Origin of the sequence: Stappia indica, assembly GCF_009789575.1 — a bacterium.
GTDB classification, from domain to species: domain Bacteria; phylum Pseudomonadota; class Alphaproteobacteria; order Rhizobiales; family Stappiaceae; genus Stappia; species Stappia indica_A.
In genome coordinates, this window is sequence record NZ_CP046908.1 from 4,926,811 (window position 1) to 4,945,274 (window position 18,464).

General features: G+C 64.1%; 8 protein-coding genes. 7 read left to right on the top strand and 1 reads right to left on the bottom strand.

What is annotated here, in order from left to right:
- Positions 1 to 17: 17 nt before the first annotated feature.
- The 7 genes from GH266_RS22530 to ileS all read left to right on the top strand — a co-directional run bounded on the left by GH266_RS22530 (position 18) and on the right by ileS (position 16,369).
- Positions 18 to 1,514, top strand: coding sequence for a phosphomannomutase/phosphoglucomutase (locus GH266_RS22530; protein WP_158195843.1), 1,497 nt, complete (start codon positions 18 to 20; stop codon positions 1,512 to 1,514).
- 33 nt (positions 1,515 to 1,547) lie between these two features.
- Positions 1,548 to 2,726: an AGE family epimerase/isomerase gene (locus GH266_RS22535; RefSeq protein WP_158195844.1), complete on the top strand. Its 1,179-nt coding sequence runs from the start codon at positions 1,548 to 1,550 to the stop codon at positions 2,724 to 2,726.
- A gap of 89 nt (positions 2,727 to 2,815) precedes the next feature.
- A complete protein-coding gene (locus GH266_RS22540) occupies positions 2,816 to 3,325 on the top strand; it encodes a hypothetical protein (protein ID WP_158195845.1) in 510 nt (169 codons plus the stop codon).
- A 93-nt stretch (positions 3,326 to 3,418) separates the two neighbouring features.
- Positions 3,419 to 6,694 carry a M10 family metallopeptidase C-terminal domain-containing protein gene (locus tag GH266_RS23390; protein WP_158195846.1) on the top strand — a complete coding sequence of 1,092 codons (3,276 nt, stop codon included), beginning with the start codon at positions 3,419 to 3,421 and terminating at the stop codon, positions 6,692 to 6,694.
- Positions 6,695 to 7,021: 327 nt separating this feature from the next.
- On the top strand, positions 7,022 to 11,617 hold the full coding sequence (locus GH266_RS22550; protein ID WP_158195847.1) for a beta strand repeat-containing protein: 4,596 nt from the start codon (positions 7,022 to 7,024) through the stop codon (positions 11,615 to 11,617).
- 145 nt (positions 11,618 to 11,762) lie between these two features.
- Positions 11,763 to 13,088 carry a nucleotide sugar dehydrogenase gene (locus tag GH266_RS22555; protein ID WP_158195848.1) on the top strand — a complete coding sequence of 442 codons (1,326 nt, stop codon included), beginning with the start codon at positions 11,763 to 11,765 and terminating at the stop codon, positions 13,086 to 13,088.
- 143 nt (positions 13,089 to 13,231) lie between these two features.
- The gene (gene ileS, locus GH266_RS22560; RefSeq protein ID WP_158195849.1) at positions 13,232 to 16,369 is read left to right on the top strand and encodes an isoleucine--tRNA ligase; all 3,138 of its coding nucleotides are present in this window, start codon (positions 13,232 to 13,234) and stop codon (positions 16,367 to 16,369) included.
- Between the two features lie 940 nt (positions 16,370 to 17,309).
- On the opposite strand, the gene iolG is transcribed toward ileS, so the two are convergent.
- Complete coding sequence (iolG, locus tag GH266_RS22565) at positions 17,310 to 18,308, bottom strand: inositol 2-dehydrogenase (protein WP_158195850.1); 999 nt, start codon at positions 18,306 to 18,308, stop codon at positions 17,310 to 17,312.
- Positions 18,309 to 18,464 lie beyond the last annotated feature (156 nt).

The window sequence follows — 18,464 nt, forward strand, 5'->3', positions numbered from 1 at the left end:
GATCCTGAGGAAGATACATGCTGCCAGTGCCTGTCGCCGAACTGAAGCCGAACACCTACGCCTACGAATCCCGGCCGATGGTGAAGGCCACCGGGTTCCGCGAGTATGACGCCCGCTGGCTGTTCGAGAAGGAAATCAACCTCATGGGGATGCAGGCCCTCGGCATGGGCATTGCAACCCTCATGCACGAGCGCGGCGTGCGCCCCGATATCGTCGTCGGCCATGATTTCCGCGGCTATTCCGCCTCGATCAAGATGGCGCTGATCACCGGCCTGATGGCGGGCGGCGTGCGCGTCCACGACATCGGCCTTGCCCTGTCGCCGATGGCCTATTTCGCGCAGTTCGCCCTCGACGTGCCGGCGGTCGCCATGGTCACGGCCTCGCACAACGACAATGGCTGGACCGGCGTCAAGATGGGCATCGAGCGTCCGCTGACCTTCGGCCCCGGCGAGATGGGGCGGCTGAAGGAGATCGTCCTGACGGCGAGTTTCCGCGAAGGCTCGGGCAGCTACCGTTTCGTCGAGAATTTCCAGGAACAGTATATCGCGGATCTCACCAACCGGCCGCGCCTGTCCCGCCCCATCAAGGTGGTGGCTGCCTGCGGCAACGGCACGGCGGGCGCCTTCGCGCCGCGCGTCCTTGAGGCCTTGGGCGCCGAGGTGATCCCGCTCGATTGCGAGCTCGACCACACCTTCCCGCGCTACAACCCCAATCCGGAAGACATGAAGATGCTTCATGCGCTCCGCGACCAGGTGCTGGAGAGCGGCGCCGAGGTGGGGCTGGGCTTCGACGGCGACGGCGACCGCTGCGGTGTCGTCGACAACGAGGGCGAGGAGATCTTCGCCGACAAGGTCGGGGTGATGCTGGCCCGCGACCTGTCCGCGCTGCATCCCGGATGCCGCTTCGTCGTCGACGTGAAATCGACGGGCCTGTTCGCCACCGATCCGGTGCTGCAGGAAAACGGCGCGGTGACCGACTACTGGAAGACCGGCCATTCCTACATCAAGCGCCGCGTCAACCAGCTGGATGCGCTGGTCGGCTTCGAAAAGTCCGGACACTATTTCTTCAACGCGCCGATCGGCCGCGGCTACGACGACGGCCTCGTCTCGGCCATCGCCATTCTCGACATGCTGGACCGCAACCCGGACCGGTCGATGGCAGACCTGCGCCGCGCGCTGCCGCGCACCTGGGGCTCGCCGACCATGTCGCCGCATTGCGCCGACGAGATCAAGTACGAGGTCGTCGACCGGGTGGTGGAGCGCTTCACCGCCATGAAGGAGCGCGGCGAGACGATTGCCGGACACGGCATCGCCGATCTGGTCACGGTCAACGGCATCCGTGTCGTCGCCGAGGACGGTACATGGGGTCTGGTGCGTGCCTCGTCCAACAAGCCGGAGCTTGTCGTCGTGGTGGAAAGCCCGGTCTCCGAGGAGCGCCTGCACGCCATGTTCCACGCGGTGGATGCGGTCCTGCGGGAAAATCCGGAAGTCGGCGACTACAACCAGACGCTCTGACGCTGCGGCGTCGGTCTTGGGGAGGAGGCGGTAGTGCGCGCGACATGGTCCGAGGGTCCCGCCTCCGAACTGATGGTGGTTCGCGAGCGGTTGAAGAACTGGCTCGTGCGCGACGCCCTGCCGCTGTGGGCCGAGGCCGGCTACGACGCGCAGAGCGGGCGTTTCGCCGAGAGCCTGACGCTGGAAATGGCCGAGCCCTCACGAGCGCCCGCACGGCCGCGGGTGCCGCCCCGGCAGATCTATTCCTTCCTTGAGGGCGCGCGGCTCGGCTGGCCGGGCGATGCGGCAGGCATCGCCACCCGAGGACTCTCCGCGTTCCATGCCGACTTTCTGCAGGGCGATGGCAGCCTGCGCCCGCAGGCCGCTGGCGGATCGCGCCCCTTCGACCTCTACGACCAGGCCTTTGCCCTGTTCGCCTATGCCAGCATCGCCGGCGCCGTGGCGGGCCTGCGCGAGGCCGCAGTCGAGGAGGCCAGGCGCCTTCGGGATCTGTTGACGGGCAAGCTCGCCCATCCGGACGGCGGCTTCGAGGAGGATGTTCCGCGCCGGCTGCCGCTGCGCGCCAATCCCAACATGCACCTGTTCGAGGCGGCGCTCGCCTGGGAGCAGCTGTCGGGCAGCCCGCGCTGGGGCGCCATGGCACGCGGCATTGCCGAACTCGCCATGAGCCGCTTCATCGATCCCGATCTCGGGATGCTTCGCGAATATTACGAGGGCGACTGGTCGCCGGCGGCAGGCGAGGCGGGACACAAGATCGATCCGGGGCACCTCTTCGAATGGTGCTGGCTGCTGACGGTGTGGGGCCGCCGAGCCGGCCGCAATGATGCGCTTGCCGCGGCCGCGCGGCTCTATGCGGCCGGGATGCAGCATGGCATCTGCCCGGACCGCGGCGTCGTCATGCTGGAGATCGGCGACGATTTGCGTCCGCGCGAGCCGGTCGCGCGGCTGTGGTCCCAGACGGAATGGCTGAAGGCCTCCCTGGTCATGATGGAAGAGGGGCGCAAGGCCGGGGACGTGCCGCGCGAGCGCGAGGCTGCAGCGTCCGCGATTGCGGCCGCCCGCGTCATCGAGAGCTATCTGGACGTCGAGCCGCGCGGCCTCTGGCGCGACCGCCTGGCGCCGGACGGCCGGTTCGTCGAGGAGTCGGCGCCGGCCAGCTCGCTGTATCATCTCGTCTGCGCCGTCGCCGAACTCGACCGTGTCTGCGGCTGAGCCGGGCCTGCTATCACGCAAATTTCACGCAACTCGTGGAAAGTGCCGTGAAACGAGGCTATGGTTAACGTCGGTAGGTAATTTTGGCAGTGTGGGATTCTGCTGTGTCAGCGCGTTACTGCAAAACGATTGCTGATTGGAGCTTGGTCCCGCAGCTTGGGCATATTTTGGTTGTTGCCGCCACGGTAGCTGCCGTTATGGTGCCGGAAACGGGCGCGGCCCGTATCGCCGGCAAAAAGGTAACCGATCTTGTGATTGCACAGGGGCCTCAAAAACTTGTCGTCACTTGCGATGCAGGTGGGGACGACTGGCGCAGAAACGCATGCGAAGGGCTTGCGGCCGGCCTTCGCGAGCGGATGCCAGGTGCGGAAGTCCGGATTGCCGGAGACGACAGCAATGCCTCCGCCATGCGCGTATCCGTGGAATGGGTCAGGTCCCACGAGACCTTCGTGATGGCGCGCCTGTCCTGGCGCCAGGGCGCGGAGGCCGCTGCCCAGGGCCCTGTGATCGAGTTTTCCGTCAACGACAGGCGGATCGAAGCTTCCGATGCCCGGCCGTTCGGCCGGACGTTGGCCGATACTTTCCCCTTGGGGGGATGATGATCAGCGGCCGGCGCGCGCTGCCGGTCATTCGGGCGCTTGGCGTCCGATCAGATTGCGAAAGGGTGGAAGATCATGTGTGACCTTTGTGCGATGACCTACCGGGATCCCGAAGTTCCCGTGGTTGCCGGCTACAGCTGCGACGAGACGTTCACTCCGGGTGCGGATGCGGACTTCGCGGTCATCTCGGAAGGCGTGGATGCCTCTGCAAGCACCTCCACCTCCTACACGATCAATGTCGGCGACAGCTTCAACGGCACTCTGACGAGCGGCGACCGGGACTGGGTACGGGTCACGCTCGAGGCAGGCACGACCTACAACATCGCATTGACCGCAAACACGTCGGGCCTCGACACTTATCTTCGCGTCCACAACTCCTCCGGCACCCAGATCGCTTATGACGACGATGGTGGCTCTGGCGTCAATTCGTTCCTCTCCTTCACCGCGACGACCGGCGGCACCTACTATCTCAACGCAGGTTCCTATAACGGTGCATCCACGGGCAACTACACCCTGTCGATCACGGCCCCGCCGCCGCTCCCGGTCTTCGACAACGACCAGATCGCCGCGCAGCTGACCAACGGCTATTGGGAGTCGACCGGGCGGGCGCAGCGGTCCTTCAATGTGTCCTCCGGCGGCACTCTCGATGTGAACATCACGGGCCTGACGGCTGACGGGCAGTTCCTGGCGACACAGGCGCTGGCTGCCTGGAGTGCGGTGACCGGCATCAACTTCAACTTCGTGTCCGGTTCCGCCGCGATCATGATCGACGACAACGACAGCGGCGCCTACAACTCGTCGACCACCAGCGGCAACACGATCCTGTCGTCGACCGTGAACGTCTCGACCGCCTGGCTCGCCAATTCCGGCACGACGATCGACAGCTATTCCTTCCAGACCTACATCCACGAGATCGGTCATGCGCTGGGGCTGGGGCATGCCGGCAACTATAACAGCACGGCGACCTACGGCATCGACAACCACTACAGGAACGACTCCTGGCAGGGCACCGTGATGTCCTACTTCGACCAGGACGAGAATACCTATATCAACGCCACGCGCGCCTACATCATCACTCCGATGGTGGCGGACATCATCGCCATCCAGAACCTGTACGGCGCATCAACGACGACCAATCTCGGCAACACCGTGTACGGATCCACCGGTGCCAACAACACCGGAACCTATGTCGACAACTTCCTGAGCTATGGAAGCAATGTCGCCCTGACCATCCATGACAATGGCGGTACCGACACTCTCGACTTTTCCGGCATCAACGCCGATCAGCTCATCGACCTGCGCCAGGAAACCTATTCGAATGTCGGCGGCCTGACCGGCAACCTCACGATCGCGCGCGGCACGGTCATCGAGAATGCGACCGGCGGCAACGGCAACGATACGTTGATTGGCAACAGCGCGAACAATCAGCTGAACGGCAATGCTGGCGCCGATACGATGATCGGCGGGGCGGGCAATGACACGTATTACGTGGACAATGCCGGCGACACGGTTGTCGAGCTTGCCGGCGAGGGGACGGACAGCGTGTTCAGCTCGATCTCGATCGAGCTTTGGCGTCACAGTCAGCATCTTGAGAATGTGACGCTCCAGGGTACGGGCGACCTTTTTGCCGTCGGCACGGTGCAGGCGAACGTGATGACGGGCAATTCCGGGAACAATGCGCTTGATGGCGCGTCGGGCGCTGACACGATGATCGGCGGCGCGGGCAACGACATCTACTACGTGGACAATGTTGGTGACACGGTCGTCGAGCTTGCCGGCGAGGGGATCGACTGGGTTCGCAGTTCGGTGAGCTTTGCGCTGAATGCGCATGGTCAGCACATCGAGAACCTTGTTCTGACGGGTTCGGGCAACATCAACGGCACGGGTAATGGCCAGAACAATCAGATCACGGGCAATTCCGGCGACAATGTGCTGGACGGTGGCAACGGCTGGGACGTCCTGATCGGCGGCGCGGGCAACGATACGTTCAACGACTTTGGTGGCGGCGACCGGATGGAAGGCGGCACTGGCAACGACACCTATTATGTCGACAATGCGGGTGACCGGATCGTCGAGCTTGCCGGCGAGGGGACGGACAGCGTGTTCAGCTCGATCTCGATCGAGCTTTGGCGTCACAGCCAGCATCTTGAGAATGTGACGCTCCAGGGTACGGGCGACCTTTTTGCCGTCGGCACGGTGCAGGCGAACGTGATGACGGGCAATTCCGGGAACAATGCGCTTGATGGCGCGTCGGGCGCTGACACGATGATCGGCGGCGCGGGCAACGACATCTACTACGTGGACAATGTTGGTGACACGGTCGTCGAGCTTGCCGGCGAGGGGATCGACTGGGTTCGCAGTTCGGTGAGCTTTGCGCTGAATGCGCATGGTCAGCACATCGAGAACCTTGTTCTGACGGGTTCGGGCAACATCAACGGCACGGGCAATGGCCAGAACAATCAGATCACGGGCAATTCCGGCGACAATGTGCTGGACGGTGGCAACGGCTGGGACGTCCTGATCGGCGGCGCGGGCAACGATACGTTCAACGACTTTGGTGGCGGCGACCGGATGGAAGGCGGCACTGGCAACGACACCTATTATGTCGACAATGCGGGTGACCGGATCGTCGAGCTTGCCGGCGAGGGGACGGACAGCGTGTTCAGCTCGATCTCGATCGAGCTTTGGCGTCACAGCCAGCATCTTGAGAATGTGACGCTTCAGGGTACGGGCGACCTTTTTGCCGTCGGCACGGTGCAGGCGAACGTGATGACGGGCAATTCCGGGAACAATGCGCTTGATGGCGCGTCGGGCGCTGACACGATGATCGGCGGCGCGGGCAACGACATCTACTACGTGGACAATGTTGGTGACACGGTCGTCGAGCTTGCCGGCGAGGGGATCGACTGGGTTCGCAGTTCGGTGAGCTTTGCGCTGAATGCGCATGGTCAGCACATCGAGAACCTTGTTCTGACGGGTTCGGGCAACATCAACGGCACGGGCAATGGCCAGAACAATCAGATCACGGGCAATTCCGGCGACAATGTGCTGGACGGTGGCAACGGCTGGGACGTCCTGATCGGCGGCGCGGGCAACGATACGTTCAACGATTGGGGCGGCAACGACATCTTCACCGGTGGAACGGGTGCCGATACCTTCGTTTTCCGCACTGCCGGTGAAACCGACACGATCACGGACTTCGAGGCGGGGATTGACACGATCCGGATCGGGGTTGGCGCCAGCAACTTCTCGCAGGTGACGGTGACGGATGTGGGGGCGGACACGCACCTGACCTTCGGCAGCAACACGGTCATCCTGCAGAACTTCGATCACACGCTGGTGTCGTCCGGTGACTTTGCGTTCGTGTGACCCGGGCGGAGATGTGCTGACGAGATGGATGCCGGCGATCCGCTGAGGGCGCCGGTGTTCCCTTGAACCGGCAATGAGGTCCCTTGCGGGCTTTCGCTCAAGGAACTCTCAAAATTGCCCGAGGCGTTTACAATTTGATTCTTATTGCGATAACTAACAGGGCTGACTGATCGAACCGCGTTTCTCGCTCGCAATTTTCCGCCTGAAGACCTCTCCCCGATAAAGTATTTCGGTTGCGGCGGGAGGCATCGATGCCAGGCTCAATCGTGCCGAGCGGCGCCGTTCAAGGGGATTTGGGCCATTGCCAGGCTCATTGGAGGGGTTGAAATGACGACGTATTCAGGCGGAAACGGCAACGACGTATTCTCGATTACCGGCTTCGGTCACACCTATATCGGCAGCGGTGGCAACGATACGATCACGCTTCTTCCCGAGGTCGATCTTTATGCCGACTACACGGGTTTTTCAGCGGCGCTGACGATCGTCGTCGACGGGGACGCTGGTGGTGGGCAGGTCACCAAGGACGGGATCGGCACGGATACCTTCCTTGCGGGCGGCGAACTTGATCCGGATATCAGCGGTCTGACGTTCGGTCTCGGCTCGGGCAACGACAGCGTCACGATCGACGACCCGGGCGGGATCTTCTTCGGCATCCGGTCCAGTGCGGGCAACGATACGATCACCAACATCGCGGGCTTCGTACGCGTCGACTACCGCAGCGTCGGTTCCGGGATCACCTACACCAGCAACAACGGGTCGGGCGTCAGCGGCACGGTGACCGGGACCGGCATGGGCACGGATACGCTCGTCAACGTCTCCGAGATCATGGGTTCGACCGGCAACGACACGTTCAACGGCGGCAATGGCAACGAGCGTTTCATTCCGCTCGGCGGCAATGACATCGTCAATGGCGGCAACGGCTTCGACATGATCCGCTTCGACCGTGATGGAGTCGGGTCCGTTGTCGTCGACCTGGGCGCCGGAACGGCGACGGGAACCTACAACGGCGTCGGGTTCTCGCATACGCTGTCCGGCATCGAGCATGTCCGCGGATCGCGGACGGAAAGCACCCAGTTCATCGGATCCAATGCCGACGAGCGCTTCGATGGTTATGCCGGCGACGACACTTTCAACGGCGGCGGTGGCAACGACATCATCAATGTCGGCACCGGCAGCGATACGGTCTACGGTTCGACCGGCAATGACACGATCAACATTCTGGCCAGCGAAGACGCTTTCCTGAACTACAGCGCGTTCTCAAGCGCCCTGTCGGTAAATCTCTCCGGCACGACAATGACCATCGACAAGGGCGCTGGTGGCATCGATACGGTCAATATCGGCGGCCCCTACGACAACAGCGGCACGATCACCCTTGCTCTGGGCTCCGGAAACGACAACGTCACCATCGATGCGGTCGGCGGCATCTTTATCCAAGTCCGGGGCGGTGCGGGCGACGACACGATCACCCAGCTGGGTTACGGATCGGTGCGTGCCGATTATCGCAACGTTTCGTCCGGCATCACCTATACCAGCAACAACGGATCTGCCGTCAGCGGTACGGTGACCGGCACCGGCATCGGCACCGATACGCTGGTCGGCATCTCGGAGATCCGCGGCACCGACTATGATGACGTCTTCAACGGCGGCGACGGCGACGAGCGCTTCATCCTTCGCGGCGGCAACGACACCGTCAACGGCGGCGGCGGCTACGACATCGTTCGCTTCGATCGCAGTGGTATGGGCGCGGTAACCGTCGATCTGCAGGCAGGCACGGCAACGGGCCTGTTCAACGGCAATGCCTTCAGCCATACCCTGTCCGGGATCGAGGCCATCCGCGGCTCGCGGACGGAAGGCGACAGCCTGACGGGCTCGTCCGGCAACGACACGCTGGAGGGACTTGGCGGCAACGACACGCTGAACGGCGGGGCCGGCAACGACTACCTCGACGGAGGCGACGGCAACGACATCATCAACACCGGCGCGGGCGAGGACACGGTCATCGGGTCTGCCGGCAACGACACGATCAACGTGCTGCAGCAGCACGATTCCTTTATCGATTATGGGCAATTCGGCACCAACATGACGGTCACGATGACCGGCAGCGTGATAACCATCGACAAGGGAACCGGCGATGTCGACACGCTGAATGTCACCGGCCCGATCGATCCCGCTCTGGGCAGTGTTACGCTCTCTCTCGGGTCCGGGAACGACACGGTCACGATCAATGCGACCGCAGGTATTTTCGTGCAGGTTCGCGGTGGTGCCGGCGACGACACCATCACGCAGACCGGTGATGGTTCGGTCCGCGCAGACTATCGCAACGCGTCCTCCGGTATCACCTATACCAGCAACAACGGCTCCGGCGTCAGCGGCACCGTGACCGGCGCAGGCATCGGCACCGATACCCTGGTCAATGTGAGCGAGATCCGTGGCTCCGACTCCAACGACGTATTCAACGGCGGCGATGGCGACGAGCGTTTCATCCTGCGCGGCGGCAACGATACGGTCGATGGCGGCGGTGGCTTCGATACGGTTCGCTTCGATCGCAGTGGGATGGGGGCCGTCACGGTCAATCTCGCGGCCGGTACGGCGACGGGTTTGTTCAACGGCAATGCCTTCAGCCATACGCTCGCCAATATCGAGCACGTTCGCGGATCGCGCACCGAGAGCGACACGTTGACAGGTTCCAACGGAAACGACCGGCTCGAAGGTCTCGGCGGCAACGACACGCTGAACGGTGGCTTGGGTGCCGACACGCTGATCGGCGGTACGGGCAATGACACCTATTACGTGGACAACGTCGGTGACACGATCGTCGAGCTTGCCGGCGAGGGGACCGACAGCGTGTTCAGCTCGATCTCGATCGAGCTTTGGCGTCACAGCCAGCATCTTGAGAATGTGACGCTCCAGGGTACGGGCGACCTTTATGCCGTCGGCACGGTGCAGGCGAACGTGATGACGGGCAATTCTGGGAACAATGCCCTTGATGGCGCGTCGGGCGCCGACACGATGATCGGAGGGGCGGGCAATGACACGTATTACGTGGACAATGTTGGCGACACGGTTGTCGAGCTTGCCGGCGAGGGGACGGACAGCGTGTTCAGCTCGATCTCGATCGAGCTTTGGCGTCACAGCCAGCATCTTGAGAATGTGACGCTCCAGGGTACGGGCGACCTTTTTGCCGTCGGCACGGTGCAGGCGAACGTGATGACGGGCAATTCCGGGAACAATGCGCTTGATGGCGCGTCGGGCGCTGACACGATGATCGGCGGCGCGGGCAACGACATCTACTACGTGGACAATGTTGGTGACACGGTCGTCGAGCTTGCCGGCGAGGGGATCGACTGGGTTCGCAGCTCGGTGAGCTTTGCGCTGAATGCGCATGGTCAGCACATCGAGAACCTTGTTCTGACGGGTTCGGGCAACATCAACGGCACGGGCAATGGCCAGAACAATCAGATCACGGGCAATTCCGGCGACAATGTGCTGGACGGTGGCAACGGCTGGGACGTCCTGATCGGCGGCGCGGGCAACGATACGTTCAACGACTTTGGTGGCGGCGACCGGATGGAAGGCGGCACTGGCAACGACACCTATTATGTCGACAATGCGGGTGACCGGATCGTCGAGCTTGCCGGCGAGGGGACGGACAGCGTGTTCAGCTCGATCTCGATCGAGCTTTGGCGTCACAGCCAGCATCTTGAGAATGTGACGCTTCAGGGTACGGGCGACCTTTTTGCCGTCGGCACGGTGCAGGCGAACGTGATGACGGGCAATTCCGGGAACAATGCGCTTGATGGCGCGTCGGGCGCTGACACGATGATCGGCGGCGCGGGCAACGACATCTACTACGTGGACAATGTTGGTGACACGGTCGTCGAGCTTGCCGGCGAGGGGATCGACTGGGTTCGCAGTTCGGTGAGCTTTGCGCTGAATGCGCATGGTCAGCACATCGAGAACCTTGTTCTGACGGGTTCGGGCAACATCAACGGCACGGGCAATGGCCAGAACAATCAGATCACGGGCAATTCCGGCGACAATGTGCTGGACGGTGGCAACGGCTGGGACGTCCTGATCGGCGGCGCGGGCAACGATACGTTCAACGACTTTGGTGGCGGCGACCGGATGGAAGGCGGCACTGGCAACGACACCTATTATGTCGACAATGCGGGTGACCGGATCGTCGAGCTTGCCGGCGAGGGGACGGACAGCGTGTTCAGCTCGATCTCGATCGAGCTTTGGCGTCACAGCCAGCATCTTGAGAATGTGACGCTTCAGGGTACGGGCGACCTTTTTGCCGTCGGCACGGTGCAGGCGAACGTGATGACGGGCAATTCCGGGAACAATGCGCTTGATGGCGCGTCGGGCGCTGACACGATGATCGGCGGCGCGGGCAACGACATCTACTACGTGGACAATGTTGGTGACACGGTCGTCGAGCTTGCCGGCGAGGGGATCGACTGGGTTCGCAGTTCGGTGAGCTTTGCGCTGAATGCGCATGGTCAGCACATCGAGAACCTTGTTCTGACGGGTTCGGGCAACATCAACGGCACGGGCAATGGCCAGAACAATCAGATCACGGGCAATTCCGGCGACAATGTGCTGGACGGCGGCAACGGCTGGGACGTCCTGATCGGCGGCGCGGGCAACGATACGTTCAACGATTGGGGCGGCAACGACATCTTCACCGGTGGAACGGGTGCCGATACCTTCGTTTTCCGCACTGCCGGTGAAACCGACACGATCACGGACTTCGAGGCGGGGATCGACACGATTGCAATCGGCCTCGGGGTGACGCAGTTCTCGCAAATCACCGTGACGGATGTGGGGGCGGACACGCACCTGACCTTCGGCAGCAACACCGTCATCCTGCAGAACTTCGACCACACGCTGGTGTCGGAGAGCGACTTCAGCTTCGTGTGACCGGGGGATAGGGCGAGCGCCCGGCGGAGGAGAACTCTCGCCGCCGGGGCTTGCCGCGCTGCGACGCCTGTGCGACACGAAACGGCATGCGGAAGCTCTTCCGCATGCCGTTTCTCTTTCATCGAACCCTACCAGAGATCCGATCATGGCCGCGGACACCAATCACTCCGATGCCCTTGCCAGCCTGTGCGCCCGCCTTGCCGACCGCTCCGCCGTCATCGGCGTCATCGGCCTCGGCTATGTCGGCCTGCCGCTCGCCTTGCGCTTTTCGCAGATCGGCCACCCCATCGTCGGCTTCGACGTGGATCCGGCGAAGATCGCTCGGCTCAACGCGGATCGCGGTTTTCCCCGCTATGTCGGCAACCGGCGCGAGGAGGTGCGGTTCGCCGGCCCCTTCGAAGCGACGACCGACTTCGCCCGCGCGGCCGACTGCGATGCGCTGATCATCTGCGTGCCGACGCCGCTCGGGCGCTTCCACGATCCGGACATCGGCTACATTCTCGATGCCGCCCGCGCCATCCGCCCCTACCTGCGGCCCGGCCAGGTGGTCGCGCTGGAATCGACCACTTATCCCGGCACCACCGAGGACGACATGCTGCCGGCGATGGCGCGCGAGGACCTGGTGGTCGGCCAGGACCTCTTCGTCGTCTACTCGCCCGAGCGCGAGGATCCGGGCAATGCCAGCTTCGGCATCCGCGAGATCCCCAAGGTGGTGAGCGGCGTCACCCCCGCCTGCCTTGCGGCGGCGCAGGCGCTCTACGGGTCCGCCGTCGACCAGCTCGTGCCGGTCTCCTCGACCCGCGTTGCCGAGATGACCAAGCTGCTGGAGAACATCCACCGCGCGGTCAATATCGGCCTCGTCAACGAGATGAAGACGCTCGCCGACCGCATGGGCATCGATATCTTCGAGGTTATCCGCGCCGCCGCCACCAAGCCCTTCGGCTTCACCGCCTTCTATCCCGGCCCCGGCGTCGGCGGTCACTGCATCCCGGTCGACCCGTTCTACCTGACCTGGAAGGCGCGCGAATACGGCCTGCACACCCGCTTCATCGAGCTGGCCGGCGAGATCAACCGCTACATGCCGGACTTCATCGTCGAGAAGCTGATGGACGCGCTCAACGGCCACCGCAAGGCGCTCAATGGCGCCAGGGTGCTGGTGCTCGGAGCCGCCTTCAAGAAGAACATCGACGACATCCGCGAGTCGCCGAGCCTGATGGTGATGGAGCGGATCGTCGCGCGGGGAGGGGAGCTCTCCTATGCCGATCCCTTCGTGCCGCAGCTGACGCTCGAAAGCGGCGGCGCCTTCGCGGCCGTGGAGGCCGATGCCGAGACCATCGCGCGCCAGGACGCCGTCGTCATCGCCACCGATCACGACGCCTTCGACTACGCGATGATCCTCGACAAGGCGAAGCTGGTGGTCGACACCCGCGGCCGCTACCCGGCGAGCGAGCCGAAAGTGACGCGCGCCTGAGGCCATACAAGACGCCGGCATGCCCGCCATGCCGGCCGTGACGATTGTATTTTTCTTGCCGGTCGGCTAACCCACGCAACGACATGTTGCGGGCGGCGCAGCGGTTCCTCGCCCGGCGACCAATTCAGAACGGGACATCTGTGATGTACGAAGCCATCGATCCGAATCCCAATTTTCCCAAGCTCGAGGAAGACATCCTCAAGTTCTGGCAGGAAAACCGGATTTTCGAGATTTCGGTGGAGAGCCGCCGCAACCAGGACGGGGCGGGCGAATACATCTTCTACGACGGCCCTCCCTTCGCCAACGGCTTGCCGCATTACGGGCACCTGGCCACCGGCTTCGTCAAGGACCTGATCCCGCGTTACCGCACCATGCGCGGCGACTGCGTCGAGCGCCGCTTCGGCTGGGACTGCCACGGCCTGCCGGCGGAGCTGACCTCGGAGAAGGAACTCGGCATCTCGGGCCGCAACGAGATCCTCGAATACGGCATCGGCAAGTTCAACGAGCACTGCTCGGTCTCGGTCATGCGCTTCACCAACGAGTGGCGCTACTATGTCGAGCGGCAGGGCCGCTGGGTCGACTTCGAGAACGATTACAAGACCATGAACCTCTCCTTCATGGAGAGCGTGATCTGGGGCTTCAAGCAGCTCTGGGACAAGGGGCTGGTCTATCGCGGCTACCGCGTCGTGCCCTATTCCTGGGCTGTGCAGACGCCGCTGTCGAACTTCGAGACGCGCCTCGACAACTCCTATCGCGAGCGCCAGGACCCGGCGCTGACCGTCGGCTTCCTGCTCAAGGGCGAGCGCTTCGCCGCCGTGCCGACGCGCCTGCTCGCCTGGACGACGACGCCCTGGACCCTGCCGTCCAACCTTGCGCTGGCCGTGTCGCCGGATCTCGACTACGCGATCCTGGAAAAGGACGGCGTGCGGGTGATCCTCGCCGAGGCGGCGCTGGAGCGCTACGAGCGCGAGTTCGGCGAGTGGCAGAAGGTCGGCGCGCTGACGGGCGCGGAGCTGGCCGGCACCGCCTACGAGCCGCTCTTCCCCTATTTCAAGGGCACCGAGAACGCCTTCGCCGTGCTTGCCGCCGGTTTCGTCGAGGCGGGCGACGGCACGGGCTGCGTGCACATCGCGCCGGGCTTCGGCGAGGACGACTTCGAACTCGCGCGCGAGCGCGGCATCCCGCTGGTGGTGCCGGTGGACGAGGCGGGCAAGTTCACCGCCGAGGTCGCCGACTATGTCGGCCAGAACGTCATCGAGGCGAACAAGGACATCATCCGCGACCTCAAGGCGCGCGGCGATACCGTCTATCGCCACGAGACCTATCTGCACGATTATCCCCACTGCTGGCGCACGGACACGCCGCTGATCTACAAGGCGATCGACGCCTGGTACGTCGCCGTCTCGCAGTTCAAGGACCGGATGGTCGAGCTCAACCAGCAGATCGACTGGATCCCCTCGCATGTGCGCGACGGCCAGTTCGGCAAGTGGCTGGAAAACGCCCGCGACTGGAACATCTCGCGCAACCGCTTCTGGGGCTGCCCGATCCCGGTCTGGGTGAGCGACGACCCGAACCATCCGCGCATGGACGTCTACGGCTCGCTGGAGGAGCTGGAGCGCGACTTCGGCGTGAAGGTGGACAACCTGCACCGGCCGATGATCGACGAGCTGGTGCGGCCCAACCCGGACGATCCGACCGGCAAGGCGATGATGCGCCGCGTGCCGGAAGTGCTCGACGTGTGGTTCGATTCCGGCTCGATGCCCTTTGCCCAGCAGCACTATCCGTTTGAGAACAAGGAGCATTTCGAGCGGAATTTCCCGGCCGACTTCATCGTCGAATACGTCGCCCAGACCCGTGGCTGGTTCTACACCTTGATGGTGCTGTCGACGGCGATCTTCGACCGTGCGCCGTTCCGCAATGCGGTCTGCCACGGCGTGGTGCTGGACGAGAACAAGCAGAAGCTGTCCAAGCGGCTGCAGAACTATCCGGACCCGGTCGGCGTCTTCAACACCTACGGCGCCGACGCGCTGCGCTGGTACATGCTGTCCTCGCCGCTGCTGGTCGGCGGCGACCTGGCGGTGGCCAAGGACGGCCGCGGCATCGCCCAGGCGCTGCGCCAGGCGATCATCCCGATCTGGAGCGCCTATTACTTCTTCACGCTCTATGCCAATGCCGACCAGTACAAGGCGCAGGTCCGCTTCGACCAGAAGGGCCTCTTGGACCGCTATATCCTGGCCAAGACCCGCGAGCTGATCGAGCAGATCGAGGGCTCGCTCGATGCCTACGATATTCCCGCCGCCTATTCGCATGTGCCGGGCTATATCGACGCGCTCAACAACTGGTACATCCGCCGCTCGCGCGCCCGCTTCTGGGGCGAGGAGCTGAACGACGACAAGCGCGATGCGCTCGACACGCTCTACACGGTGCTGACGCACTTGATGCGCGTGCTGGCGCCGATGATGCCCTTCGTCAGCGAGCGCATCTACAAGGGCCTGACGGGCGAATTGTCCGTGCATCTGGCCGACTGGCCGGAGGCAGGCAAGATGCCGAGCGATCCGGATCTCGTGCGCCGCATGGACCTTATCCGCGACGTCTGCAACTCGGTCATGTCGCTGCGCGAGGCCAAGCGCCTGCGCGCCCGCCTGCCGCTGAAGACGCTGACCGTCGCCCATGCGGACATTGAGGACCTGCGCCCGTATTCGCAGCTGATCGCCGACGAGGTGAACGTCAAGGAGCTGGTGCTGGAGGCCGATCCGCTGTCGGTCGGCGAGCACAGCCTTGTGGTCAAGCCGCAGATCGGCAAGCGCCTGGGCCAGAAGATGAAGGAGGTGATGACCGCCTCCAAGACCGGCAACTGGACGCTGCGGCCCGACGGCATCGTCGAGCTGGCCGGCGTCGAGCTGCCGCCGGAAGACTACACCATGCGCGTCATGGCGCCGGAGGGCTCGGACACCGGCCTCTTCGATGCCAGCCGCGGCGTGGTGGTGATGGACACGCGGATCTATCCGGAGCTGGAGCGCGAAGGCTATGCCCGCGACGTGGTCCGCCTGATCCAGCAGACCCGCAAGGACGGCGGGCTGCAGGTGACCGACCGCATCCGCCTCAACCTGGTCCTGCCGGAGGCGCTGGTCCAGGCGGTGGAGGAGCACCGCGCCCGCATCGCCCAGGACACGCTGGCGCTGGAGCTGACCATCGGCGGCACGCTGGACGGCGCCTACCGCGCCACGCATGAGGTCGGCGGCAGCGAGATCGCCATCGAGCTCGTCAAGGCCGAGGCCTGATCGCGGGGACAGCACTGACGAGGCCACGGGGACAAGTGCCCCGCGGCCTTGAGCCTGGCGCAGTCCGAGGGCGGACCGCGAAAGCGGGGATAGACGGCGCAACGGGATCGAGAGCGGTTTCTCGAAATTTCGCCGAGCTGGTTGGGCTTTTTATTTTAAGTATTTGAAATAATTTTGTTATTCGGCGCGATGTGCTTGTGCAAATTTCGAGACGGATTTTGCAAAAACCGCTCTCGAAATCCGCTGAAATCGAGACGGCGAAGCAAATCGGCCGGATGGCTTGAGTTGCGGGCGATTGGCCTGCCCGGCGATTGACCTGCCCGCATCGGGTTCTCCCTTGCGCAAACCTCCCCGGCGTCTTCCCGGGCAAGGCGAAGCCGCGACCCGGGATCGGGGAGGCACGGCGGTCGTGGCATGGTTCCGGAGCGCACCTCATTTGCCCTCGGCTCGCCGATCCCGCATCGCCGCTGCGCTGCGTGCGGGATGACGCCGACGAGGGGCTGGAGCGCAGCGCTGGCGATGACCCGCCGACGCGACCCCACCTCTCGGCTGTCGTCCCGGTTTCGGCGAAGCCGAAGACCGGGAACCAGTAACCCCAGTCGCGCGGGTCGAGCCGAGGCGGGCGCCGGAAGGCCGCAGGCTGCCGCTTTCGCACAACCGCGCGACCCGGCGGATACTGGATACCCGCCTTCGCGGGTATGACAGCAGTGGGGGAGGCGACGCCGTCCCGCCTCAAGCCTGCCTCACTCACGCCCCTCTTTTCGTCCTCCCGGACGCAGGCAAAGCCGGAGATCCGGGATCGGAGAGCCGAGGGCCTGTCGGAGGCGCCCGGCCGTCCCCTCGAACGCTTGTGCCTCTCCGGTTCCGGCTCGCGCTTCGCTTGGCCGGAATGACGAAAAGAGAGGCTGGCGCAAAGTCGCCGGCCTCTTACGCCCCCCTCCTAAAGCCGGACCGGCTGGCCGCTTTGCGCGGAGAGCGTTGCCGCGTCGGCGAGCCGCTGCGCCATCAGCCCGTCATGGCCGCTCGGCGAGGGGGCGGTGGTGCCGCGCGCGCAGTCGATGAAGGCGGCAAGCTGCAGCCGGTAGGCCTGGGCGTAGCGCTCCAGGAAGAAGTTCTGCACCGGGTCGGCGGTGAAGCCCGAGGCGGTCGCCAGTTCCACGGTGGTCTCGTGCTGGTTGCCGGCGCGCAGCAGGCCGAGCGAGCCGTGCACCTCCACCCGCTGGTCGTAGCCATAGGTGGCGCGGCGCGAGTTGGAGATCTGGCAGATCTTGCCGCGCGCGGTCTTCAGCAGCACCGCCGCCGTGTCGACATCGCCCGCCTTGCCGATCTCAGGGTCGACAAGGGCGGAGCCGACCGCGTGCACCTCCACCGGCTCGTCGCCGAGCAGGAAGCGCGCCATGTCGAAGTCGTGGATCATCATGTCGCGGAACAGGCCGCCCGAGCGCTCGATATAGGAGACCGGCGGCGGGGAGGGATCGCGCGACAGGATCGTCACCAGTTCGACCTCGCCGATCCGCCCTTCGGCGATGCGGGCGCGCAGCGAGGCGAAATTCGGGTCGAAACGACGGTTGAAGCCGATGAACAGCGGCACGCCGGCCGCCTCGACCACCTCGAGCACGCCCTCGATGCGCTGCGCCGACATGTCGACGGGCTTTTCGCAGAAGATCGCCTTGCCGGCCCTGGCGGCGCGCTCGATGAAATCCGAGTGTGTGTCGGTCGGCGAGGCGATCAGCACCGCGTTCGAGCCTTTGCCCTCCAGCGCCTCGTCCAGCGAGATCACCGGCGCGCCGAGGCGCGTTGCAAGGGTCGCGGCGGCCACCTCCATCGCATCGCAGATGCCGGCCAGTTTGACGTCGTTGGTCTGTGCCGCGCGCGCGGCCAGATTGGCGGCATGGATCTGGCCGATCCGCCCCGCACCGATGACTGCTACAGACAGCAAGGCTCTCATCCTTTCAGGGAACGTTTATTCCATATTGACGCAATCATAGAATTTGCGTTTCATCCTTGCAAGATCATGCAAGGGCTGACCGCAGGGGATGCCGGGCGTTACGCACCGGTTTTTGCCCCTCGGGTCGGCAGGCACTGTCGCAGGGAG